Source organism: Maribacter aquivivus, assembly GCF_900142175.1.
In the GTDB taxonomy this organism is placed as follows: Bacteria; Bacteroidota; Bacteroidia; order Flavobacteriales; family Flavobacteriaceae; genus Maribacter; species Maribacter aquivivus.
The window spans coordinates 1864145-1888333 of the sequence record NZ_FQZX01000001.1; the positions used below are offsets into that span (position 1 = coordinate 1864145).

The 24189-nt window shown below is 35.3% G+C and carries 20 protein-coding genes and 2 tRNA genes; 10 read left to right on the forward strand and 12 right to left on the reverse strand.

Annotated features, from left to right (window positions below):
* Positions 1-115 precede the first annotated feature (115 nt).
* The 3 genes from BUC31_RS07905 (at position 116) to secDF (ending at position 4892) form a co-directional block, all read left to right on the forward strand.
* The gene (locus tag BUC31_RS07905) at positions 116-1042 is read left to right on the forward strand and encodes a malate dehydrogenase (protein WP_073242825.1); all 927 of its coding nucleotides are present in this window, start codon (positions 116-118) and stop codon (positions 1040-1042) included.
* Positions 1043-1180: 138 nt separating this feature from the next.
* A complete protein-coding gene (locus BUC31_RS07910; protein WP_073242827.1) occupies positions 1181-1798 on the forward strand; it encodes a hypothetical protein in 618 nt (205 codons plus the stop codon).
* 109 nt (positions 1799-1907) lie between these two features.
* Positions 1908-4892, forward strand: a complete 2985-nt coding sequence (secDF, locus tag BUC31_RS07915; RefSeq protein ID WP_073242829.1) for a protein translocase subunit SecDF — start codon at positions 1908-1910, stop codon at positions 4890-4892.
* A 71-nt stretch (positions 4893-4963) separates the two neighbouring features.
* On the opposite strand, the gene BUC31_RS07920 is transcribed toward secDF, so the two are convergent.
* From BUC31_RS07920 to exaC, 7 genes are all read right to left on the reverse strand, one after another.
* A complete protein-coding gene (locus BUC31_RS07920; protein ID WP_073242831.1) occupies positions 4964-6190 on the reverse strand; it encodes an ATP-binding cassette domain-containing protein in 1227 nt (408 codons plus the stop codon).
* Positions 6187-6711: a GNAT family N-acetyltransferase gene (locus BUC31_RS07925; RefSeq protein WP_073242833.1), complete on the reverse strand. Its 525-nt coding sequence runs from the start codon at positions 6709-6711 to the stop codon at positions 6187-6189. Before BUC31_RS07925 ends, BUC31_RS07920 begins: the two co-directional genes overlap by 4 nt.
* A gap of 32 nt (positions 6712-6743) precedes the next feature.
* Positions 6744-7235, reverse strand: coding sequence for a DUF192 domain-containing protein (locus tag BUC31_RS07930; protein ID WP_317614949.1), 492 nt, complete (start codon positions 7233-7235; stop codon positions 6744-6746).
* Positions 7236-7237: 2 nt separating this feature from the next.
* Positions 7238-8200 (reverse strand): prolipoprotein diacylglyceryl transferase, encoded by a 963-nt coding sequence (gene lgt, locus BUC31_RS07935; RefSeq protein WP_073242837.1) that lies wholly within the window; start codon positions 8198-8200, stop codon positions 7238-7240.
* 258 nt (positions 8201-8458) lie between these two features.
* Positions 8459-8692, reverse strand: a complete 234-nt coding sequence (gene yidD / locus BUC31_RS07940; protein WP_396627740.1) for a membrane protein insertion efficiency factor YidD — start codon at positions 8690-8692, stop codon at positions 8459-8461.
* Positions 8693-8794: 102 nt separating this feature from the next.
* A complete protein-coding gene (locus BUC31_RS07945) occupies positions 8795-9169 on the reverse strand; it encodes a DUF779 domain-containing protein (protein WP_073242840.1) in 375 nt (124 codons plus the stop codon).
* 13 nt (positions 9170-9182) lie between these two features.
* The gene (exaC, locus tag BUC31_RS07950) at positions 9183-10706 is read right to left on the reverse strand and encodes an acetaldehyde dehydrogenase ExaC (RefSeq protein ID WP_073242842.1); all 1524 of its coding nucleotides are present in this window, start codon (positions 10704-10706) and stop codon (positions 9183-9185) included.
* Positions 10707-10901: 195 nt separating this feature from the next.
* Here exaC and BUC31_RS07955 point away from each other — a divergent pair, with 195 nt between their 5' ends.
* Positions 10902-11825 carry an AraC family transcriptional regulator gene (locus BUC31_RS07955; RefSeq protein ID WP_244534018.1) on the forward strand — a complete coding sequence of 308 codons (924 nt, stop codon included), beginning with the start codon at positions 10902-10904 and terminating at the stop codon, positions 11823-11825.
* A gap of 2 nt (positions 11826-11827) precedes the next feature.
* On the opposite strand, the gene cysS is transcribed toward BUC31_RS07955, so the two are convergent.
* Both cysS and folE read right to left on the reverse strand, forming a co-directional pair.
* Complete coding sequence (gene cysS, locus BUC31_RS07960; RefSeq protein WP_073242844.1) at positions 11828-13306, reverse strand: cysteine--tRNA ligase; 1479 nt, start codon at positions 13304-13306, stop codon at positions 11828-11830.
* Between the two features lie 14 nt (positions 13307-13320).
* Complete coding sequence (gene folE, locus BUC31_RS07965; protein WP_073242846.1) at positions 13321-14001, reverse strand: GTP cyclohydrolase I FolE; 681 nt, start codon at positions 13999-14001, stop codon at positions 13321-13323.
* Between the two features lie 134 nt (positions 14002-14135).
* On the opposite strand from folE, the gene BUC31_RS07970 reads away from it, so the two are divergent.
* Positions 14136-15938 (forward strand): T9SS type B sorting domain-containing protein, encoded by a 1803-nt coding sequence (locus BUC31_RS07970; RefSeq protein ID WP_073242848.1) that lies wholly within the window; start codon positions 14136-14138, stop codon positions 15936-15938.
* Between the two features lie 124 nt (positions 15939-16062).
* Positions 16063-17499 carry a T9SS type B sorting domain-containing protein gene (locus BUC31_RS07975; protein ID WP_073242850.1) on the forward strand — a complete coding sequence of 479 codons (1437 nt, stop codon included), beginning with the start codon at positions 16063-16065 and terminating at the stop codon, positions 17497-17499.
* A 51-nt stretch (positions 17500-17550) separates the two neighbouring features.
* On the opposite strand, the gene BUC31_RS07980 is transcribed toward BUC31_RS07975, so the two are convergent.
* Together BUC31_RS07980 and BUC31_RS07985 are read right to left on the reverse strand one after the other, a co-directional pair.
* Complete coding sequence (locus tag BUC31_RS07980) at positions 17551-19056, reverse strand: OmpP1/FadL family transporter (protein WP_073242852.1); 1506 nt, start codon at positions 19054-19056, stop codon at positions 17551-17553.
* 32 nt (positions 19057-19088) lie between these two features.
* Positions 19089-20357, reverse strand: a complete 1269-nt coding sequence (locus BUC31_RS07985) for a hypothetical protein (RefSeq protein ID WP_170861935.1) — start codon at positions 20355-20357, stop codon at positions 19089-19091.
* A 138-nt stretch (positions 20358-20495) separates the two neighbouring features.
* On the opposite strand from BUC31_RS07985, the gene proS reads away from it, so the two are divergent.
* From proS to rpsT, 4 genes are all read left to right on the forward strand, one after another.
* Entirely contained in the window at positions 20496-21971 is a 1476-nt protein-coding gene (gene proS, locus BUC31_RS07990) for a proline--tRNA ligase (RefSeq protein WP_073242856.1), read from the forward strand.
* A 78-nt stretch (positions 21972-22049) separates the two neighbouring features.
* Positions 22050-22121: transfer RNA gene (locus BUC31_RS07995), tRNA-Glu, on the forward strand.
* A 40-nt stretch (positions 22122-22161) separates the two neighbouring features.
* A tRNA-Glu gene (locus tag BUC31_RS08000) sits at positions 22162-22233 on the forward strand.
* A 48-nt stretch (positions 22234-22281) separates the two neighbouring features.
* Positions 22282-22533, forward strand: a complete 252-nt coding sequence (gene rpsT, locus BUC31_RS08005; protein WP_073242858.1) for a 30S ribosomal protein S20 — start codon at positions 22282-22284, stop codon at positions 22531-22533.
* Positions 22534-23333: 800 nt separating this feature from the next.
* Here the strand turns inward: rpsT and BUC31_RS08015 are convergent.
* Positions 23334-24035, reverse strand: coding sequence for a hypothetical protein (locus BUC31_RS08015; RefSeq protein WP_073242862.1), 702 nt, complete (start codon positions 24033-24035; stop codon positions 23334-23336).
* Positions 24036-24189 lie beyond the last annotated feature (154 nt).

The window sequence follows — 24189 nt, forward strand, 5'->3', positions numbered from 1 at the left end:
AATCAATAGGTGAATAGCATATTTTGTCAATAAATACCTATTTTTGGAGTGGAAATTCAATAAACATAAGGTGGGTGTTCCATTTTATATATAATAATTCATAAAATAGAAATAAATGAAAGTTACAGTTGTAGGTGCTGGTGCAGTAGGTGCTAGTTGTGCAGAATACATTGCCATTAAAGATTTTGCTTCAGAAGTGGTTATTTTGGATATTAAGGAAGGTTATGCAGAAGGTAAAGCTATGGATTTGATGCAAACTGCATCATTGATGGGCTTTGATACTAAGATTTCGGGTAGTACAAATGACTATGCTAAAACTGCTGATAGCCATATTGCTGTAATTACTTCTGGTATTCCAAGAAAACCAGGAATGACTAGAGAAGAATTAATAGGTATTAATGCTGGTATTGTAAAAACAGTTTCAAGCAACCTTTTAAAGCATTCTCCAAATGTTATCATTATTGTTGTTAGTAACCCTATGGATACGATGACGTACTTGGTACACAAAACTACTGGCATTCCAAAAAATAGAATTATTGGTATGGGTGGTGCTTTAGATAGCGCTCGTTTCAAGTATCGTTTAGCAGAAGCTATGGAAGCTCCTATTTCTGATATCGACGGTATGGTAATAGGTGGTCATAGTGATACTGGTATGGTGCCATTAACATCTCACGCAACTAGAAACAGTATTCGTGTTTCAGAATTTTTATCTGCAGATAGATTACAACAAGTTGCTGATGACACGAAAGTTGGTGGTGCAACATTAACTAAATTGTTAGGTACAAGCGCATGGTATGCTCCAGGTGCAGCAGTATCTTCTATGGTACAGGCAATTGCTTGTGATCAGAAAAAAATGTTTCCATGTTCAACTATGTTAGATGGTGAATACGGATTGAATGATATCTGTATTGGTGTACCAGTAATATTAGGAAAAGACGGTATCGAAAAGATTATCGATATTCCTTTAAGTGATGCTGAAAAAGCAAAAATGAAAGAAAGTGCCGCTGGTGTAACTAAAACTAATGGTCTTTTAGAGTTGTAGTTTATAAACTCTTAAACATAAAACAAAGCCTTTATAGTCTAACTATAAAGGCTTTGTTAATATAATAAGGTATACTTTAGAAATATATATTGTAGAAAATATACTACCTAGAATAATCTTTCTTTTTATATTTGCCGCATGAATGCAAAATGGTGCGTAAGTACTTTATTTATTATTCTAGCCTTATTCGGGCTAAGTCAAGAGCAAAAGAAGGCTTCTAATCAGCAAATTTTATTACAATTTGCAGATGTAGAATTAGCTTCAGGTACTGCTCATGATGATGTTTTGGCTGTTATCACCAAGAAATTAGAAGTTTTAGGTGTTGATGCTATTGAAATAGTAGAAAATGACGGTACACAATTAAGTATTCGTTATTATAGTGATGTTGATGCCCTTAGTGTTAAAGAGTTTCTTTCTCAAGAAAATCATCAGTCAATATTGAATGAAGAAGAGTTTCCTTCCGATTCTCCAAAAAAAGAACTTCCTGAGACTTATAATTTAGTAGTATCCGATCTTCATCAGCAAGCTGATGATGGCATTACTTTAAACGCAACGCTGGTTGTACCTCAGAAGCAAGTTGATAAAACTTTTTCTTATCCGGTGGTTTTACCATTTAGCGAAACCATAGTTTTTGAGCAAGATGCAATAGTAGATACAGCATTTAAAATAAATAGAACTATTGCAATAGCAATAGAAAACTCTTCACGAACAATACCAGAAGTAAGGGCAGGACCTTATGTTTATGGGAATAGTTAATTCCATTCAAAAATATTTCTAAGCAACGTAATTATTTTACGTAAAAGTTATTTGCCTTAGATTTTAAAAATATTCAAAATAATAATCAACATAAATTAAATTATTACAAATGCAAAACAAGGGACTTATAAAGCTTTTTGCTTTATTATTTGGGTTAGTTAGTATTTACCAGCTATCCTATACTTTCGTAACTAGTAAAGTAGAAAAAGAAGCGAATAAATTCGCGGTTAGCCGTATTTCTGAATCAGAAGAAGGTTACGTAGCAAAAAGAGAAGTTGCAGCAGCAAGCTATCTTGATTCTATTGGTAGCGATCCTGTTTTTGGTTATACCAATTACAATGAGGCTAAAAAGAAAGAACTTAATAAAGGTCTTGACCTTAAAGGTGGTATCAACGTTACTTTGCAAATCTCTATTAAGGATATCCTTAAAGGATTAGCAAACAATACAAAAAGTCCAGTTTTCAACAAGGCTTTAGCTGATGCAGATGCTGCTTCTAAAAATAGTGATGATACATATATCGATTTGTTTTTTGAAGCTTTCGATAAGATAAAAGGGGAGACGAAATTGGCTTCACCAGATATCTTCGCTAATAAAGGGCTTAGTGATGAAATCAATTTTCAAATGTCCGATGATGAGGTTAAGCCTATCATCCATAGAAAAATTGATGAATCTATTGTTTCTGCTTTTGAAGTATTAAGAGAACGTATTGATGGTTTTGGTGTAACACAACCAAACATTCAAAGAGAAGGTAACTCTGGTCGTATTCTAGTTGAATTGCCAGGTGCTAGAGATATTGCTCGTGCACAAGATTTATTATCAAGTACTGCTCAATTAGAATTTTGGGAAACGTACAAGCAAAGCAATACAAGCTTTAGCACATTCCTTATTCAAGCGAATGAGAAATTAAAAACGATTGTAGAGGTTAAGCAACCAGAACAAATTAAAGAAGAGTCTGAATTAGATTCTTTATTATCTGATGTATCTGCTGATTCTTTAGACCTAGCTACACAGGTAAATCCTTTATACGAATTATTGATTCCTGCTAACCCAGGCAGCAACGCAATGTTTCGTGCTGCAATTAAAGATACTGCTACTATTGGTTCTTACCTAAGAATGCCAGAAATCAGAAGGTTATTACCTGCTGATATTCAGTTCACAAAATTTGTATGGGAAAGACCTTCTGCGGAAGAAACTGAAGTGATTGATTTATACGCGTTAAAATCTAACCGTGACGGTACCCCAAGAATTAGTGGTGATGTAGTAAGTGATGCTAGAGCAGATTTTGATCAGTTCAGCAAGCCTGCTGTTTCTATGACCATGAATACAAAAGGTGCTAAAGAGTGGGAAAAATTAACTGGTGATGCTTATACTAACCAGACTGGTATTGCTATTGTTTTAGATAATAAAGTATATACTGCTCCTGGTGTTTCTTCAGGTCCTATATCTGGTGGTCGTTCAGAAATTACGGGTGACTTTACAGTAAACGAAACTAAAGATATCTCTAACGTACTTAGAGCTGGTAAACTACCTGCTTCTGCAGAAATCATTCAATCAGAAATTGTTGGTCCTTCATTAGGTCAAGAAGCTATTGATAGTGGTTTTATGTCATTCTTAATTGCTTTTGTAATTGTTCTTTTATGGATGATTGGTTATTACGGTAAAGCAGGTGTATTTGCTGATATCGCTTTAATGTTGAACATCTTATTAATATTCGGTGTCCTAACTAGTTTAAATGCGGTGTTAACATTACCTGGTATTGCTGGAATCGTTTTAACGCTAGGTATGTCGGTTGATGCCAACGTACTGATTTTTGAACGTATTAAAGAAGAATTAGCGAAAGGTAAAGGCAAAAGCCAAGCTGTAGCTGACGGTTTTGGTAATGCGCTGTCTTCTATTTTAGATGCGAACATTACTACTGGTTTAACCGCAATTATCTTATTCATATTTGGTTCTGGTCCTATTAAAGGTTTCGCAACTACATTAATTATAGGTATTGTAACATCTTTATTTACTGCGATATTTATTACTCGTTTGTTAATTGACTGGTATATTAGTGGAAAAGGTAGAAGCTTAGATTTCTCAACAGGAATCACGAAAAATCTTTTCAAAGGAATCAATGTCGATTTCTTGGCGAAAAGAAAGATTGCTTACGTAATATCTGGAATTTTAATAGCAATTGGTTTATTCTCATTGTTGGCAGGACCAGGATTGCAAAAAGGTGTAGATTTTATAGGTGGTCGTTCGTACACAGTGCGTTTTGAGCATCCTGTAAATCCTTCTGAAATAACATCAGAATTGAATACTGTATTTGGTAGCGGAACAAATGTGAAAACATACGGTGAGTCTAATCAAGTAAAAATTACGACTCCTTATAAAGTAGATGTAGAAGGTATTGAAGTAGATACTGAAATTCAAGACAAACTATATGCTTCGCTTCAAAAATACTTACCAGATGGTTTTAGTAAAGAAGCTTTTGTATTAGGTGGTGTTGATGAAGAGGCAGTTGGTATTTTAGCATCTGTAAAGGTTGGACCAACGATTGCAGATGATATTCAGAAAAATGCATTCTTGGCAATTTTAGGTTCATTGCTTGTAGTTTTCCTTTATATCTTAATTAGATTTAGAAGATGGCAATTTTCATTGGGTGCTGTTACTGCAGTATTCCATGATGTATTGATTGTGCTTGGTGTATTTTCAATATTAGGTAAACTAATGCCTTTTAGCATGGAAATTGATCAAGCATTTATTGCTGCGATTTTGACAGTAATTGGTTACTCGTTGAATGATACCGTGGTAGTATTTGACCGTATTCGAGAGACTTTGGCAGAACGCGGCTGGAAAGGTGGTTCTAACATTAACTACGCTATCAATAGTACGTTAAGTAGAACATTGAATACTTCGTTAACTACTTTGGTAGTATTATTGGCAATCTTCATTTTTGGAGGTGAGTCATTAAGAGGATTCATGTTTGCCATGATCGTTGGTGTTGTTGTGGGTACATACTCATCTGTATTTATTGCAACTCCTGTAATGTTTGATGCATTGAGTAAGAAAGTTACTTCTGGTGAAGCGGAAGTGAAAATTGAAGAGTAGATAATATAACTAACTCAAATAGAAAAAGCCGTTCAGAAATGAACGGCTTTTTTGTTTCTTAAGGTTTCCTGTTATTTTATAATACCTGATGAACCATTTTTACTGGGTATAAGGTCTAAAATTCGTTCGGGTTTTAGACCTTTTTCTTTTCTATGAGAAACGAATATTATTGCAGTTTCTGTTTCATTCGCAAATTTGTTGACTAGCGAAACTAGAAGCGATGCAGCGTCATCGTCCATACCTGCGGTGGGCTCATCAAGAATTAGAATTGGTGGTCTTTTGACCATGGCACGCGCTGTCATGACCAATCGTTGCTGACCTGTTGAAAGGGCATTGAAATACGTATTTTTAATAGGATACATATTTAATATGTGTAGCCATTGTTTAACAATCCTCTTTTGTAGCTCTGTTGGGATGGTATAAAGCCCTACGGAATCATTTAAACCAGAAATAAGCATATGCTCTACAGAATGTCTACCATTGAACTTAAGTGTCATTGCAGGGGTGTAATAGCCTATTTTCTGTTTTATATCCCAAACGCTCTCACCGCTTCCTTTTTTGTTCCTGAATAAATAAATTTCTTGACCGTATGCTTTAGGGTTGTCTCCAAATATCATGGAGAGCATAGTTGATTTACCGCTTCCGTTGGCGCCCGATAATTGCCAAAAATCGCCCTTTTTTACTGTCCAGTTAATAGCATTTAATATTTTTTTACTTCCGTAGGATATGCTGACGTTTTTAAAATGGATTAGTGGAGATTCAATATTTGAGAATTTTGTGATAGATTGCGGAATACCAACTGCATTAAAAGCACTATCGATTTCGTTATCATTTAACGGTGTATTCTCTGTGATGGAGAACATACTTTTATCCAATCTTCCGTAATAATTTATGAACGATAGCGTGTCTGACTTGCGACTTGCTAACTGAATAAATGAAATATGTTTTGAGTGATCTTTAAGTATCGTTTTTAATTCTTCTTGAAAGGCGATATCTAAATTATCAAAAGGATTATCTAGAATAATATAATCTGGTTTTTTGTTCAGTAAGTAATGAAGTAGCGCTCTTTTTTGCTCTCCACTAGACATAGTTTCTAACGCTTGATGCTCAGTACTGATAATTTTTTTATCGTGCTTATCTTCCTTATCAATTAATTTTTCTAATGTGAAAGGAGAAAATAATCTTCCAATTTTATTGTCAAACTCTTGAAGTTCTTGTGGTATTTTTCCTTTTTCAAAATCCTTTAAGAAGCCTTTTTTATCAGAATTGTTGTCTAAGTAAATTACCCAATGTTTCATAATGCATTTATTCTAAAAATATGAACTGTATTGTTGTGGTAAGTGGTTGTAAAATCTAAAAACATACCATTTTTTAATGCTGTTTTTTGCGAAGGAATATTGTCAACTTGTATGATGGATATTAAACTGGTTGCCCATTCCTTTGTAAAAGCTACTTGCTTACATTTTTGGGCTGCTTCAAACGCAAAACCTTGTCGCCAGTACTTTGGTAGTATAGAATACCCTATTTCTAATTCTTTTTTACCATCTACTTCTTGAACTAATAGACCGCATAAACCCACTAAAGTATTAGTGCCTTTTATGTACAATGCATTCATACCGCCCAAGTTGTTATTGTAGCGCTCGAATATTCTGTCGAATTGTTGTTGGCAGGCTTCTTTTGGGTCTTTTGGTAATCCTGACCAGAATTGACTACTTAAAGGTTCTTCATGAAAAGGTAGCCAGTTTTCAAAATCTGATGGCTGTACTTCTTTGAAAAGTAAGCGTTCAGATTTTTCATTGAATAATATGTGTGCTGGCATTATGTTGCTATAAAATAAGAAAAGGCAAGTCTCTATTTTCTGCTAAAGCTAATGCTGTCACCAATAGATAATCCTAATTCTTGTGCTAAACCCCCATTGATTTCAAGAACATATTTAATAGGAACTTGAGATGTTAACCCAGACTCATTAAGTGGTTGTGCATTTTCTTGAAAACTAGCAATTCTTAAATCTTCTTTTATGTAAATAATATCTAAGGGAAACTCTGTATTCTTCATGTAAAAAGAATGCACTCTCTCATCAGGGAAAATAAATAACATCCCTTGATTACTATCCATACCCTTTCGGTACATAAGTCCGGTTTGGGTCTCGTAATCAGTTTCTGCAAACTCAATATTGAATTTGGTTTTTAAGGTGTCACTTGAATTTAAAAAGATAGATAAGTCTCCTTCATGAGTAAAATCTATACTTTGCGTGGCTATAGTTTTTTTTGACTCTGTTTTACAAGAAAAAAGTAGCAGTGCTATAACCATTAAAATAACTGAACTCTTATGTATTGTCTTCAATATTATGCAGTTTTAGTTTTTTTGAACATAAAGTATAGTCCAATTAAAATAAAAGGAATACTCAACCATTGACCGGTTGAAAGTAGCCCTAAAGATTCTTCGAATCCGCCTTGGCTTTTCTTTACGAATTCAACTAAGAAACGAACGGTCCATAATAACACAAAAAACAATCCAAATAAGTAACCTGGTTTATTCTTTTTATCAGTTTTCCAGTAAAGGAAGTATAGTAGAACGAATATTAAAAGGTAGCCTATACCTTCGTATAATTGTGCTGGATGACGGTACGGTATCTCAGCAAGATATTGAGAAAATTGCGGATTATTCTCAATTGCAGCATATGCTGCATTCAAAGTTTTTTCTTGGGTAATGCCTAATGCTTTTGATGGGTGTAAGTCGTCTGAGTCACGAATAAATTTAGTAGCGAATATGAAATTCTCATCTACTATTTTCCCATTAATTTCAGAATTGAAAAAGTTGCCTAATCGTACACAAAAACAACCAATAGCAACAGGTATGACCATTCTGTCAAATATCCAGAGCATTTTAAATTCAGGGAATTTTCTAGTGTATAAATAAGTACCTATGATAATACCAATTGTAGCACCGTGACTAGCTAAACCGGCAAATCCTGTAAATTCATAGCCGTCTATTAAACCAAATAATAGACTGCCAGAAGCACTTTCGCGAACAGGAATTAATATTTCTACAAGGTGATTAGAGTAGTATGCCCAATCATAAAAAAATACATGACCTAATCTTGCACCTAGCATGGTGCTTAAAACCGTGTAAATGAATAGGGAGTCTAGTTGCTCTACAGATTTTTTCTCGTTAAGGAATATCTTTTTCATTATAAACCAACCTAAAGCAAAGGCGGTGATCCAAAGAAGATTGTAGTACTTTATTTGTATGAATCCAATGTTGAAAAGAGTCTCATTCGGATTCCAAGTAATTCCTAAGAAATGCATGTGTTGAATTTTGAAAGGCTAAGATAATAAAATAGAAATCTACCTAGGTCTTAGATTGTGGAAATCGGTTTTGTTATTAGCTAAAAGAAGGAGTTCAGAAGGGAAAAATAGATGTGAATTGAGAATTGAGAAAAAATTGAAAGGGAATAGAAATGTAAAGTTTAAAATAAACAAAGGTGTCGAGTGACTATATCATGATTCTTTACTTAATTATCCTAGTATTTGAAATTGAGTTTTGAACTTGAACTTAAAATTTGTTTAGGGAACAGGATCGTATCCTTTTCCACCCCAAGGGTTGCAGCTAAAAATTCGTTTGGTTGCCATCCAGCCTCCTTTAAACAAGCCGTGCTTTTTTAATGCTTCTAAGGTGTATTGAGAACATGTAGGGGAGTATCTACAGGTTGCAGGTGTATAGGGAGATATCGCCAGTTGGTAAAAACGAACTAGAAATATAAATGGGGCAATCAGAATTTTTTTTAATGAAATTTTCACGGTGATAAATTGATTATACAAATTTACTACAAAACTAGTAACCTTTGTAAATAACAAGTCCCGATGAAAAACATCAGGACTTGTATTTATTACTCATTACTTTTAGATACCTATTCTTATGGGTTCTAGATGTTCAGCTTCTTCTTCAGAATACAACCTAGATTTGATTAAGAATCGAATTCCCATGGGTATTTCTAATGAAAAACTTGAACCTATGCCTGGCGTAACATCAAGGGTGAGTTGAGTGTGTTTCCAGTATTCAAATTGGTCTCTAGACATGTGAAAGTCACAACCTTCAATACTGCCTAGGTAAACGTCATTGTCATCGAGCATTAATTCACCTTTTTCAAAGCACATTGGCGCAGAGCCATCGCAACAACCACCACTTTGGTGAAACATAAGTTCGCCATGTTTCTCTTTAAGTGCTGTAATTACCGCAGCTGCTTTTTCGGTTACTATTACTCGTTTAGTTTTCATATAATCTATGTTATTAAAAGAATCCCATTTTTTTCTTATCGTAAGAGATAAGCATATTTTTGGTTTGACGGTAATGTGCCAACATCATTTTATGGTTTTCTCTACCAATACCTGATTTTTTGTATCCGCCAAATGGAGCATGTGCGGGGTATAGGTGATAGCAATTTACCCAAACTCTACCTGCTTTAATAGCTCTTGAAATTTGATATGCTTGGTGTGTGTCTCTTGTCCAAACGCCAGCACCTAAACCGTACAAGGTATCATTAGCAATTTCTATAGCTTCAGCCTCATCTTTAAAAGTAGTTACGCAAAGTACAGGTCCAAATATTTCTTCTTGGAAAACACGCATCTTATTATTTCCTTTTAGAATAGTGGGCTGAACATAGTAGCCACCTTCTAAACCTTCATTATATGCTTGCTCGCCACCAGTAAGTACTTCACAGCCTTCTTCTTTACCTATTTCTATGTAGTTAAGAATTTTTTCAAATTGGTCGTTAGAAGCTTGTGCGCCCATCATGGTGTTAGGGTCTAAAGGGTGCCCCATTTTAATTGCCTTGGTGCGTTCAATTACACGTTCTATAAACTTATCATAAATACTTTCTTGAACTAGCATACGTGACGGACAAGTACAAACTTCACCTTGGTTTAGTGCAAACATATTAGCACCCTCCAAACACTTGTCAAAGAAATCGTCATCCGCATCCATAATGCTTTCAAAGAATACATTCGGAGATTTACCGCCAAGTTCTAATGTAACGGGAGTAATATTTTTAGATGCATACTGCATAATTAATTGTCCGGTTGTAGTTTCTCCCGTAAAGGCAATTTTGTCTATTCTTGGACTAGATGCCAATGGTTTGCCTGCTTCTGCACCAAATCCGTTAACCACATTAAGAACACCATCTGGTAGAATACCTTCAATGATTTCCATTAATATTAGAATTGCAACAGGGGTTTGTTCAGCAGGCTTAAGTACCACACAGTTACCGGCTGCCAATGCTGGTGCCAATTTCCAAGTAGCCATTAATAATGGGAAGTTCCATGGTATTATTTGACCAACGACACCTAATGGTTCGGTGACGTTCAAAGCAACTGTATTAGAATCTAACTCACTGACTGATCCTTCTTCTGCTCTAATGACTCCTGCAAAATATCTAAAGTGATCTACTGCCAAAGGTAAATCTGCAGCTCTGGTTTCGCGAATTGCTTTACCGTTGTCCCAAGTTTCAGCTCTGGCCAATACCTCAATGTTTTGCTCTATTCTATCGGCAATTTTTAAAAGCATATTACTTCTTTCGGTTGCCGAAGATGCATTCCATGATTTAGCAGCTTCCCACGAGGCATCTATAGCCTTTTCTATATCTTCCGCTGTTGATCTAGGTATTTTTGTGAAAGACTTACCGTCTACTGGTGAGATATTGTCAAAATACTCTCCTTTACTAGGCGCAACCCATTTTCCACCAATGAAGTTTTCATATTGGTTTTTGAATTTAGGTTTTTGAAGTACGTCTTTTTCTACAGTTGCTGTTGTGCTCATAATATATGATTTAAGTTAATAATAGAAGTCTAATCGTTTTAGGTTTGCCAATACGATATTCTAAATGTACTTCTCAGCTATTCAATTCATCTGACGCATTCTACGAATAGTGTGAACTATTATATCATTTAATGATATTATGATTTTTTTAAGTATATTTTTTTGTAAATTCCTTAAAATTAAATCAATATAAGTGTGATTCGTTTAGCTGATAATTTCTTAAAAGGGAGACGTTTAGAGACTATGGTTGAAAACCAAACCTCTTATACGATGAATAACGCCGCAATGCATGTTTTTGAAACTCATGAGCAAGCAGCTAGTGTTCTTTTGAAATTTGAACAACCTGTTTTGGCGAGTATGATTCAAGGAAAGAAGATTATGCACTTACGCGATTATGAATCTTTTGATTTTTTGCCAGGTGAATCTTTGGTTTTACCGGCCAATGAGGGTATGTGTATAGATTTTCCTGAAGCGATGGCAAAGAACCCGACTAGATGTTTGGCAATGGCTATATCTGAAGATAAAATAAATAAAGTATTGCAATTCATGAACGAAAACATGCCTAAAAGCAATAAGGATGCATGGGGGTTAATGGATTACAATTTTCATTTCGTAAATGACAGAGGTATATTTCAAATTATACAACGGCTTTTGTTCTTGTTTTCTGAAGAGCACCCATCTAAGGATTTGTTTGTAGATAATATGTTGCGTGAACTTATTATTAGAATTTTACAGACTAATGAGCGAAAAATTTATAGTAATGCTACTTTGTCTATTAAAAAAGAAAGTAGGCTAACAGAAGTTATACGTTACATTAGGGATAATGTGCATAAGTCATTAACTGTAGATGCGCTTAGTAAGATAGCTTGTATGAGTCCGTCACATTTTTATAGAACTTTTAAACTAGAGCTGGGTATCTCTCCTGTTGAGTTTATAAATAACGAACGTATAAAATTAGCAGTTGGTTTACTGCAAGATCCTAAGCGAAGCATAAAAGATGTATATCTAGACTGCGGATTTGAAAGCAGATCCTACTTTAATAGGGTTTTTAAAACAAGGCAACAGGTAGCTCCTGGTGAATACCAGTCTAAAATTCAAAAATCTAGATTTTTAGATTAAACCTAAAGGCTATACGTAGTACCTTCTTTACCGTCTTTTAATTGAATACCTAGTGCTGCTAATTGATCACGTATTTGATCAGATGTGGCAAAATCTTTATTCTCTCTCGCTGATTTACGTAATTCAATCAATAATTCTACAACACCACCTAGTTTTTCGGTATCGGCATCAGAACTACTTTTGTTCTCTAAGCCTAAAACATCAAAAACGAAACCGTGTATGGTGTTCTCCAATTCAAGTTTATCTTCTTCAGTAATAGATTCAATACCTTCTTTGATAAGGTTGATGTGCTTAACGGCATCAAACAGTTTTGCAATTAAGATCGGCGAATTAAAATCATCGTTCATGGCTGCATAGCAAGATGTTTTCCAAGATGCAACATCAAAATCGGTAGTCTTACCGGTATTTAAAGATTTAAGTGAATTGATAGCCTCCATCAATTTATTGAATCCTTTTTCAGATGCTAGTAAAGCATCATTACTTATATCTAAAATGCTCGTATAATGTGCTTGCATCATAAAGAAACGCACCATAGAAGGGGAGAAGGGTTTGCTAAGAATCTCGTTTTCACCAGAAAATATTTCACCAGGTAAAATACTGTTTCCGGTAGATTTAGCCATTTTTCTTCCGTTCAAGGTCAGCATATTGGCATGTAACCAATAGTTTACAGGACTTTTGCCATTACAAGCTTCAGCCTGTGCAATTTCACATTCGTGGTGCGGGAATTTTAAATCCATTCCACCTCCGTGAATATCGAATGTTTCACCTAAGTATTTTGTACTCATGGCTGTACATTCTAAATGCCATCCTGGGAATCCGTCGCCCCATGGCGAAGGCCATCTCATAATATGTTGTGGTTCTGCTTTTTTCCAAAGAGCAAAATCTTGCGGATTATGCTTGTCATCTTGGGCAGCAAGATCACGGGTGTTAGCAATCATGTCTTCAAGCTTACGGCCACTTAGTTTACCGTACTCATGCTCTTGGTTGAATTTAGCTACATCGAAATAAACTGAACCATTGGTTTCATAAGCAAATCCTTTTTCAAGAATATCCTTAATAATTTCAATCTGCTCTATAATATGTCCTGTAGCTGTGGGTTCAATGCTAGGAGGTAGAAAATTGAATTTCTCTAAAATATTATGGAAATCTAAAGTATAGCGCTGTACAACCTCCATAGGTTCTAGCTTTTCTAATCGTGCTTTTTTAGCAATTTTATCTTCGCCATCTTCCGCATCATCAACTAAGTGACCGGCATCTGTAATATTACGAACATAACGTACTTTGTAACCTAGGTGTCTAAAGTATCTGAAAATCATATCAAAAGACATGAAAGTTCTACAGTTTCCTAAATGTACATTACTATACACTGTTGGTCCACAAACATACATGCCTATGTGGCCTTCGTTTATGGGCTTGAAAACTTCTTTTTTTCCTGATAAGGAATTGTATACTTTAATTTCTTGGTTTTCGTACAATTGCATGAAGCTATATGCTATTAAAAATGGGTATCTAGGTTAAGGTAATTTAAGAACTCGCGGCGTACCAATTCTTCTTTAAATTTACCGCCATACTCTGCTGTTACAGTGCTGCTGTCAATATCACGAATTCCTCTAGAATTTACACAAAGGTGTTTTGCATCAATAACACAAGCAACATCTTCAGTACCTAAAGCTTTTTGTAATTCTCTTACAATTTGAATATTTAAACGCTCTTGAACTTGTGGGCGTTTAGCATAATAATCAACAATACGGTTCATCTTAGAAAGACCAACAACGGTACCATTAGAAATATAAGCAACGTGGGCACGACCAACTATTGGTAGAAAGTGATGTTCGCAGGTGGAGTAAAGAGTAATGTTCTTTTCAACCAACATTTCACCATACTTGTACTTGTTGTCAAAAGTAGAAGCTTTAGGTTTTTTAGCAGGGCTTAAGCCACCGAATATTTCGTTTACATACATTTTAGCAACTCGGTTAGGAGTTCCTTTTAAGCTATCATCGGTTAAATCTAAACCTAAGGTTAGCATAATTTCACGTACATTTTCGCGAATGCGTTCAATCTTTTCGGCATCATCCAAATCAAAGGCATCTGAACGTAAAGGAGTATCCTCTGATGTAGAAATATGATCGTTTCCTAATTCATCAAATTGATTTTCCAGTGTATCCTCAATTTTCATTTTATCTATCTTTTAGAAGCTGCAAAGATATACAATATGTGCCACTTTATAACTAATTGCGGGCATTACACAACATAAATTAGCCATAACGTTAAGGTCTAGTTAATTTTAATTTTTCAAATGAGAAGGGCTCTATGATCAAGTATGGTATATCCATTTTATTAATTTGCTTTTTTAGCATCTTCACTAGTTTTGCACAGGTGTCGGCAGATTGCGCCAATGCGGTTCCTATTTGCTATAATACCCCTGTAAATGGTGGTGCCAATGGTTATGGCATTGACGATTTCAACGGGGCTTCTATTTCTGGTTGTATAAATCAGGGTAGTGGTACTATCGAAACAAATTCAGCTTGGTACAAATTTAAGATTGGTGAAGTAGGTCAATTAGGTTTTAATATCGGATTTGATACTGACGAAGATTGGGATTTTGCTTTATATAGAACGAACGACTGCAGTACTTTAGGTGATCCAGTTCGTTGTAATTACTTCGATAATTCTGATGATAGTAGTTTTATAGGAGTGGGAGAGGACCCTACAGGAATAGATAATATACAGTATGATGATTGGTTAGATGTTGAACCGGGAGAAGAATACCTCTTGATGATTAATAACTTCAGGAACAATAATTCGGGATTCTCTATTCAGTTTTCAGGTAGCATATTTGTTGAGTTTCCATATAGTGCTTTAGATTGTGATATCATAGATAATTTATTAGGTGCCCCGGTTATTGCATGTGATGACCAAACTGTGGTTTTGGACGCAACTACTGCAGATGCTAAAACTTATCAATGGGAATTAGATGCTGGAGCAGGTTACCAACGGATACCTGGTGAAAGTGACCCAGAACTCTCTATTGCCGTTTCTGGTATGTATCGTGTTATTATAGTGCGAAACTCAGGTAATCCTATAACAAGCGAAACCCAAGTGGCTTATGCACCTTCTCCGGAAACATTTTCTTTAGAAGATGAAACTGCTTGTTTAGACGGTACTGCTATAGATTTTAATGAAAAAGATGTAGAGGCATTAGGTGCTCAAAGTCCGCTAGATTTTAGGATATCTTATCACGAAAGTTTTGAAGATGCTTTTGATGGTGCCAATGCGCTTTCAAAAGAATTTATACCTACGAAAGTAGCCCAAACTATATATGTAAGAACTACTTCTATAGAAAACTCTATGTGTTTTGATGCATCTGAAACTTTTGAGGTAAACGGAATTGAATTGCCTGTTTTAGATTTTGAAACAGAAGTGTTTATATGTGGTGATGAGCCAATTGTAACTATTGGGCAGCGTATTCCAGACAATGATTTTACGTATGAATGGAGTTCGGGTCAAACCTCTTCTTTAATTACTGTTGCTGAGCCTGGTGTTTATACATTATCGGTAACGAACAAAGAAGGTTTGATTCAGTGTATTACAGTACGTTCTGTTACCGTTGTTTTTTCTAGTCCGCCTGTAATTTCAGATATTACTATAGAATACGAAGATGATGCTTCTAATGTTGTAAACGTTTATTTAGAAGAAGATGGGGATTTTGAGTTTCAAGTGGATAATGAGACACCGCAAAATAGTGGAGTTTTCAATAACTTATTCCCTGGTGAGCATACAATCACAGTTAGTGATGTAAATGGGTGCGGTTCTGATTCTAGAGATATCGTAGTGGTCGGTTTTCCAAAGTTTTTTACTCCTAATGGAGATAACGTAAATGATACTTGGAAAGTAGACGGGTTGTCGGCTTTAGATAACCCTGTTATCACTATCTATGATAGATATGGTAAATTACTGTATCAAATATTCGAAAATTCAGCTGGCTGGACCGGTTCTTTTAATGGAGCCTTGCTGCCAGAGTCAGACTACTGGTTCAAACTTACTTATACCAATTCTTTAGGAGAAAGTACAAACGCATCTTACATTAATAATCATTTCACTTTAAAGCGTTAACTCTGTTGTTTAGGCATAATCAGTGCATTTTATCGATTAAACGCAAGAATCTTCGATGTAAAATACTAAAGCATGTCATGTGTAGTTATAATATACATCATGTATACTAATAAGCTACGCTTTTATGAGAACACTTCTTTGTTCTATATGTTGTTTGTTTCTTTTTTATTGGAACGTAACTGCACAGAATTCAGCCGATTGTAGAACGGCTATACCAGTTTGTGCCGATCAGCCTATTATGGGTATTGCCGGTGGAACTGGGGATGTTGATGATTTTGACCCAGAAGTAATACTTCAAACTGGGTGTTTAGAAAAAGGTAGTCTTTCTTCCGCAAATATTGAGTTTAATACTTCTTGGTTCGTTTTTAGAGCGGGCACGGGTGGTCAGGTTGGTTTTGATATTGAAGCTTTGGCGACTTCAGGCTCTACACCAACTGCCGAGTGGGATTTTGCCGTATATGGACCAGATGTTGATTGTGCCGATATTAGTAATGGTACAGCACAACCTATTCGTTGCAACTATGAGGTAAACGATACTAATTTTACGGGGCTAGGGGTTAACCCTGAAAGCGGTGAAGAAGGTCGTGCATCTTTAACGGGTAGTCAGAATACATATGATGAGTATTTAGATGTTATACCTGGTGAGATTTATTACATATTGATAAATAATTTTGCAGATAATTTTACTGGAGATCCTGAGCCTTTTATGTTAACATTTACGGGTAGTTCTGTTAGTGATAGTCAAGATACCGCTTTAGACTGTACATTAAGAGATGAGTTTTTAGGATTGGATATCATTGCCTGTGAGGGTGATGACCCAATAACTATTAGTGCATTGAATTCACCTGCGGGTGCAGATATTGCCAACGTAGAGTGGACGGTAGATTATGAAGATGATGGCGTAGTAGATGATACGCTAACTGGTTCTGGTGATTTTGGAGCTGAACTAATTATTACAAGCCCTAATACTGGTCGCTATTTTGCTTCGATTACAACAATAACCGGAACGCCGCCAACAGTTAGTGATGATAGTGGTGTATTGGTAACCTTTTTTGGAACGCCTATTTTAGACCGTGTAGAAACTTTAGATACTAATCTTTCAATTGATCCTGATCAAAATAATATTGAATTTTTTGTGGAGGGTGATGGAGATTATGAGTATGCTATAAATGATGGCGTATTTCAAGATAGTTCTATTTTTATGAATGTGCCTCCGGGTGTAAATACGGTTGTTATTAATGACAAGAATGGATGCGGAATTACTGATGCTATAGAATTTTTAGTGGTTGGTTATCCAAAATTCTTTACGCCAAATGGTGATGGTATTAATGATGATTGGAATGTTGAGGGAATAGAAACTTTAAATAACCCTGTGGTACTTATTTTTGATAGATACGGTAAGTTACTAAAACAACTAGGGGCGAATGATAGCTGGGATGGAAATTACAACGGACAGCAAATGTCTTCCACCGATTATTGGTTCCGTTTTGAATATAGCGATATGGAAGATGGACTACTTGTAGCGAAAACTCGAAAGACACATTTCTCATTAAAGAGATAAAAAAAGGGGAGCAATTTGCTCCCTTTTTTTTATGATTAAATTTTATATCCTTTAGAAATTGATCGTATAACTCAATGTTGCATTCATAATACCTCTATCAATTATAGCAGGTGTTGTAATACCGGCATTAAAAAGTCTTTCACTAACATCTTGTTGAGAGCGGCTAAGTGCAAAATCTAATTTACTACCTCCAAAATTGTAGCCTATACCACCAGAAACCGCATTTAAGTCACCAATCGTATTACCGTTTGCATACGGACTCTGTTCAAAACGATATCCAGCTCTAAGGCTTACTTGTTGAATTCTATATTCACCACCAAGTCTAAATGTAGAAACAGCACCTAAATCACTTGCAATTTGAGAGTTTACTGTTTGAAAACTTGGATCGTTGGTAGGGCGTAATTCCGATTGAGAGAAATCTTGATATCCGTAATCAAAACTTAATAATCCGTCTTTTGCGAAAATTACAGCTAAACTACCGGTTACTTTGCCAGGAGTCTTTACAGTGTATTTTTCGAATAAATTTACCACATTAAAATTGATAAAATTTATTTCATCATCCGCTAAATCTGAATTAATACGTTGAGATGTATTATCCTCTAAACGATACCAGGTAGGGGATTGGTAGCTACCGCCTAAACGTACACTTTCATTTAGTTTAGCAATAGCTCCTAAGGTAAAAGAGAAGCCATTACCTTCAGTTTCTAAATAATTATCAAATGTTGTTCTTCGTATTTCTGAATTAGGTTCGTATCCATCTTCAGTAAATTGATCAAGCTGAGTGTATAGTACGCTATGAAAGTTTAATGAAGCACCCACGTAAAGATTATCTTTATATTGAGAAGCAACATTTACAGTAAACTTACTGTTGTAGCCGGTGGTTCTTCTTAAAAAATCTTGATCAACAAAATCATAAAGAGAATTACTGATGTAATTGGTGTTGCCGTCATTTTCGGTTTCTGGGTCAAGAATTCCACCATAATAACCTAGGAAGGTTTGTTGATCTCTAAATCCTTGTGCTGAACCAATATCAAGATAAGCTTCTTCTAAAAATTCGCCCTCTTGTAAAAGAATAGAACCAAAAGGTGTACCGACTGCATATTCTAAAAAATACGTATCGATACCTTCTGTTGCACTTCCAGAAACATAATATTCATTATCGAAATTATTCACCAAATCATAATTGAAAGCTAAAGTGAATTTTTTCCAATCAGAATTAGAATCTGTATTTTTAAAAACAAATGCACCACCAATTTGATTTAGTTGAATGTTATTGTTTTTAGTAATCAATGCATCACCAAAATAACGAGCATCATTATTGGTGTGATAATTAGATCCACTGATTGTAAAAAGACTGTTATTGAAAACAGCTGATCCTGCGGGATTAATATTTAGAGATGATAAATCTCCACCTAAGGCACCAAATGCTCCGCCCATAGATTGAAAGCGAGCAGTACCTTGTAGGTTTTCAGTACCGTAACGTAAAGCCTCATTTATGTTCTGTGCATTACTAACGGCACATGCCATTAGTACTACGAAAGTTAAATATCTTTTCATATCAATAATTCAAAGGTGATAAATGTTTGATTTTAGTTTCTTCTGCTGCTACTGCTTCTAGATGAGCCAGAAGATCTAGAAGAAGATCCACTGCTTGAACTTCTAGAGCTGCTACCTGAGCTTCTGTAAGAACTGCCGCTAGAACTACTTCTGCCTGAGCTGTAATTGCTACTTCTAGAACTGCTTCTTCCAGAATTGTAGTTACTGCTTCTAGAGCTGCTACCAGAACTTCTGCCTGAAGAATAACTTCTTGAGCTAGTACCAGAATTTCTATAGGTTGAAGTTCTAGGTACGGCAACTCTGCTGCTTGATCTTGCGCTGCTAGAACTTGATGTTCTAGGGCTAGTGCTGTATCTGCTGCTATAGTTTCTAGAAGAACTACTGTTGTATCTTGGTGTTGCTCTAGTGCTTCTACTTGTTCTGTAGGCTCTATTTTGGTCAACACCTACCGTTCTTCTTGCAGTAGAATTACCTGAATACGTTCTTGAACTACGTGTGTTTGCAGAACTTCTAGCTGTGGTTGCTCTACCGGTTGTAGTTCTATATCTAGAAGAATTACCTCTGGTATTTACATTTGATCGACCTCTTGCCGCTGTGGAAGAAAGTCCACTATTATTAGAAGTTTGTCTTGTGTAGTTTCCTCTTCTAGAATTGTTTAATGCATAACTTCTATTAGAGAATCTATTGTTACGACTGTAATATCTGTTGCCATAACCGTAACCATATGCATAACCAAAATTATTACCGTAGAAAGGTCTGTTCCATCCATATCCCCAGTTGTTCCAACCAAATCCAAATCCGCCATAACCCCAGTTGTTCCATCTGTTCCAACCCCAAGGCTGACCCCAGCCAGCACCGTAAAATCCTGCATAACCAATATTGTTCCAACCCCATCCATAGAGACCACCATTGTTCCAGTTATTCCACCCGTTATTATGAATGTAAATGCTTACGTCAGCATTATTACTTCCCCAGCTACCATAACCTTCATAGTCATTTGCAGTGGCATAATAATCTGTTAATTGATCTTCTGGCACGTCTTGGTTTAAATCATTACTAGAGTAAGAATCTACATCTGTAAAAATTTCTTCATCTAATATTTCGCCATATTGATCTGCTTTTTCACCAAAATAGTTCGTATAAGTATCCGATTCAGGATTATTCTGTGTGTAATTTCTTTGTTCAGGTCTTCTTTCTACCGTTGTTGGGGCATCATCAGAATAAATGCCGTCATTATCGTAGTAAGATGATTGTTGGTATGAACCACAAGAAGCTGTAATAACAGCCAAGGTTACCAACATTGTTATGTTTCGAAGTTTGTTGTGGGGTATAGAATATATCATCGGATCAAAATTATATTGTTGAACATATTAAAAATAACTAGTTTTACTCAATTATTATATACTAATATTCACAAAATTTGTGCCAAAGTCCAGATAATGAGTAAAAATTTGACGAAGAGAAGTGAGGATTATTCCAAATGGTATAACGAATTAGTGGTTAAGGCAGATTTAGCCGAAAACTCTGGTGTAAGAGGCTGCATGGTTATAAAACCATATGGTTACGGTATTTGGGAGAAAATGCAAGCCGCTTTAGATAAGATGTTTAAGGAAACGGGTCATGAGAATGCCTATTTTCCATTATTTATACCTAAATCTTATTTAAGTAAAGAGGCTAGCCATGTTGAAGGTTTTGCAAAAGAATGTGCTGTAGTAACACATTACAGGTTGAAAAACGCAGAAGATGGAAGCGGAATAATCGTTGATCCAGATGCTAAACTAGAGGAGGAGCTTATTGTTAGGCCCACTTCTGAAACCATAATTTGGGATACGTATAAAAGATGGATACAGTCTTATAGAGATCTACCATTGCTTATTAATCAATGGGCGAATGTTGTTCGTTGGGAAATGCGTACAAGATTGTTCTTAAGAACGGCAGAGTTTTTATGGCAAGAAGGCCATACGGCACATGCTACCGAAAAAGAAGCAATTGCAGAGGCGGAACAAATGATGAATGTTTATGCCGATTTTGCAGAAAACCATATGGCGGTACCTGTCATAAAAGGTACTAAAACAGAAAGCGAACGTTTTGCAGGTGCTATTGAAACGTACTGTATTGAAGCATTAATGCAAGATGGTAAGGCTTTGCAAGCTGGTACTTCTCACTTTTTGGGTCAGAATTTCGCAAAAGCTTTTGATGTAAAATTTGCAACCAAAGAAGGTAGTAAAGAATATGTTTGGGCTACTTCTTGGGGAGTTTCAACAAGATTGATGGGGGCGTTGATTATGACGCATAGTGATGATAACGGATTGGTGATTCCGCCTAAATTAGCGCCTATACAAGTTGTTATTGTGCCAATTTATAAAGGATTGGATCAGTTAGATCAAATTTCTGAGACCGTTAATCCGCTAGTGAAAGAATTAAGAGCAAAAGGTATTTCTGTAAAATTCGATAATAGAGATACTCACAAGCCTGGTTTTAAATTTAATGAGTATGAGTTACGTGGAGTCCCGGTAAGGTTGGCAATTGGGCCAAGAGACCTTGAAAATGGTACATATGAGTTGGCTAGAAGAGATACGTTGCAAAAAGAGACTGTTTTGGCAACAGACGTAGTGGCTAAAATTGAGTTTTTGATGGAAGATATTCAGAAAAATATGTACCAAAAAGCACTTGATTATAGAACTAATCATATTACTGAAGTAAATTCTTACGATGAATTTAAAAAAGTTTTAAAAGAAAAAGGTGGATTTATTTCAGCTCATTGGGACGGTAGTAAAGAGACTGAAGAACGTGTTAAAAACGAGACGAAGGCAACTATACGTTGTATTCCCATCGATGCAAAAGAAGAAGAAGGCTCTTGTATGGTAACGGGTAAACCGTCTAATAAAAGAGTGTTATTTGCTAAAGCTTATTAATTTTTTTAAAAAATAATAAGTAGGTGTTGTGTTAGTAAAAAATATTTGTATTTTTGCATCCGCAATTGCGCAAAGTATGGTCCGTTCGTCTAGGGGTTAGGACGCCAGGTTTTCATCCTGGTAACAGGGGTTCGATTCCCCTACGGACTACTAATAAACCGTTGGATGTATTTCCAAGTATTGACATAATGGTCCGTTCGTCTAGGGGTTAGGACGCCAGGTTTTCATCCTGGTAACAGGGGTTCGATTCCCCTACGGACTACAAAAATTGAATGGATGAGAATCCGAAGAAATTATAATAAATTATAAAATGGCAAATCACAAGTCGGCATTAAAGAGAATCAGAAGAAACGAAGCAGTTCGTTTACGAAACAGATATCAGCATAAAACTACACGTAACGCTATAAAAAGATTACGTTCAGAAGAAACTAAGAAAGATGCAGAGGCTCTTTTTCCAAGTGTCGTTAGTATGATCGATCGTTTAGCAAAACGTAATATTATACATGATAATAAAGCTGCCAACTTAAAGAGTAAGTTAGCTAAGCACGTAGCTGCACTATAATTTAGCTTTAAAGTAAAAATTTAGAGCCTTCCTTTAATTGGGAAGGCTTTTTTTGTTGGTTTTTTTTTGTGATTAGCTTGTCCTATTTAATTACTTCGTTTGCTATTCTGAGCCTTTTCATGAAGATAAGACCTGTGATTATGCAAGCGTAAAATATACCTATAGATATGTAATGGTGTTTTGATAAGTTATGGATAGTGAAAAAGTCGTAATTAAAAGATAAGATATACATGGTTATTGGATAGCATATGTAAAAAAACAAAATCCCAGCACTTAGCCAAAATAAAAGATTTCTATATAATGGTAGTCTATGTTTAGTAATTATCAGTTTATATAAATATATCGATGCTGCGTATACTAAAATTATCGACCCGATAATGATTGCAAAATTTTGAGGTTCTGTAAAAAAGTCTTGAATAAATAGATTTACAATACACGTTAGTAAAAAAGTTGCTCCGCCATATTTTATTAAATTTTTAGTGAGTCTATTATTACTTAATTGATAATAGACATAGAAGAAATATAGAAAGAAAATAATATCATATATATTGAAAATTATGGTGTTGTAATTGTAATACTCTTGCCTGTATACTAATTGAATGTCATCTACGTCTCTTACTATTAGGCCTAATACTTCAGTCATGAAGGTGTAGGTAAGTAGTATTGGGAAATACCTTAATACTGTATCATAGTATAATTGATATTTAATTATACATAGAACCAATGCTATAAAATAGAGTGGCATGTAGTAATTGTCCAAAAGGTACTCTAGCATAATTTTCAACCTTATTATTGTAAAATTATTGGTTTTTTGGTGGTGGTACACCAGACCCTCTATTTAAAGTTAAGCTTTGTGACTCTTGAAGATTAAGTGGTGCTGCAGCTGTTGAATTAAAGCTAGGTGCAATAGTTGCATACACTTTGTTTCTTTCTTGCATACGAGTGCTGTATCCCTTTATATCTTCAAAGTCGTTAGTTAATGGTATTGCTTGCTTACCTTTTGCGCCTTGTGCTACGTAGAAAAGGTAATCCCGTTTTCCGTCATTATAGGTAGGGGAAAGCATTATAGAATTCTGCCTAGGGTGTTTAATGGAGTCTTTTGTATTTTCAAAAACGACTTCATCTGGATAATTAGAAAAATAAAACCTTAAAGTCGAAATTTCTACATCCGCATCTTCGGCCTCTTGTTCTATAAAAGCTAAGTATTGCTTAATAGTTTTATAGTCATAGTATACAAATCTACTAACATCAAATTCTTTATCATCTTTATGAATTGTATTTATAGAGTCTTCGTAGTGTTGAATTAATGGTACTCTTCTTTTACTATAAGAGTTATACATACTTTGCGCTTCAGGTATTGCGATGAGTTGTGTAGGTGCTTCAACAATTATTGGATCTTCATTTTTGGGATTACTTGCTTTTTGTGGTTGATTACAACTAATGATTGCTGTTAGTGCGCATAATAAGGCGATTTTGGTACTTAAGGTGGTTGGTCTTTTCATTTTCTAGGAATTAAAATTATTAATACGAAAATTGGTAAAAGACTGGGGGAGAGTTCTTTTGTTATATGCTAAAGATATTAAAAAGAATAATAGTGGTCCGGTTTTATGTAGAGCCAGAGTTTATGGAATAAAAAAATCCCGATTTCTTTACGAA

Coding starts and splice junctions, on each gene's coding strand:
- BUC31_RS07905 (WP_073242825.1), top strand. CDS start 116: ATGAAAGTTACAGTTGTAGGTGCTGGTGCAGTAGGTGCTAGTTGTGCA.
- BUC31_RS07910 (WP_073242827.1), top strand. CDS start 1,181: ATGAATGCAAAATGGTGCGTAAGTACTTTATTTATTATTCTAGCCTTA.
- secDF (WP_073242829.1), top strand. CDS start 1,908: ATGCAAAACAAGGGACTTATAAAGCTTTTTGCTTTATTATTTGGGTTA.
- BUC31_RS07920 (WP_073242831.1), bottom strand. CDS start 6,190: ATGAAACATTGGGTAATTTACTTAGACAACAATTCTGATAAAAAAGGC.
- BUC31_RS07925 (WP_073242833.1), bottom strand. CDS start 6,711: ATGCCAGCACACATATTATTCAATGAAAAATCTGAACGCTTACTTTTC.
- lgt (WP_073242837.1), bottom strand. CDS start 8,200: ATGCATTTCTTAGGAATTACTTGGAATCCGAATGAGACTCTTTTCAAC.
- BUC31_RS07945 (WP_073242840.1), bottom strand. CDS start 9,169: ATGAAAACTAAACGAGTAATAGTAACCGAAAAAGCAGCTGCGGTAATT.
- exaC (WP_073242842.1), bottom strand. CDS start 10,706: ATGAGCACAACAGCAACTGTAGAAAAAGACGTACTTCAAAAACCTAAA.
- cysS (WP_073242844.1), bottom strand. CDS start 13,306: ATGCAATTGTACGAAAACCAAGAAATTAAAGTATACAATTCCTTATCA.
- folE (WP_073242846.1), bottom strand. CDS start 14,001: ATGAAAATTGAGGATACACTGGAAAATCAATTTGATGAATTAGGAAAC.
- BUC31_RS07970 (WP_073242848.1), top strand. CDS start 14,136: ATGATCAAGTATGGTATATCCATTTTATTAATTTGCTTTTTTAGCATC.
- BUC31_RS07975 (WP_073242850.1), top strand. CDS start 16,063: ATGAGAACACTTCTTTGTTCTATATGTTGTTTGTTTCTTTTTTATTGG.
- BUC31_RS07980 (WP_073242852.1), bottom strand. CDS start 19,056: ATGAAAAGATATTTAACTTTCGTAGTACTAATGGCATGTGCCGTTAGT.
- BUC31_RS07985 (WP_170861935.1), bottom strand. CDS start 20,357: ATGTTGGTAACCTTGGCTGTTATTACAGCTTCTTGTGGTTCATACCAA.
- proS (WP_073242856.1), top strand. CDS start 20,496: ATGAGTAAAAATTTGACGAAGAGAAGTGAGGATTATTCCAAATGGTAT.
- rpsT (WP_073242858.1), top strand. CDS start 22,282: ATGGCAAATCACAAGTCGGCATTAAAGAGAATCAGAAGAAACGAAGCA.
- BUC31_RS08015 (WP_073242862.1), bottom strand. CDS start 24,035: ATGAAAAGACCAACCACCTTAAGTACCAAAATCGCCTTATTATGCGCA.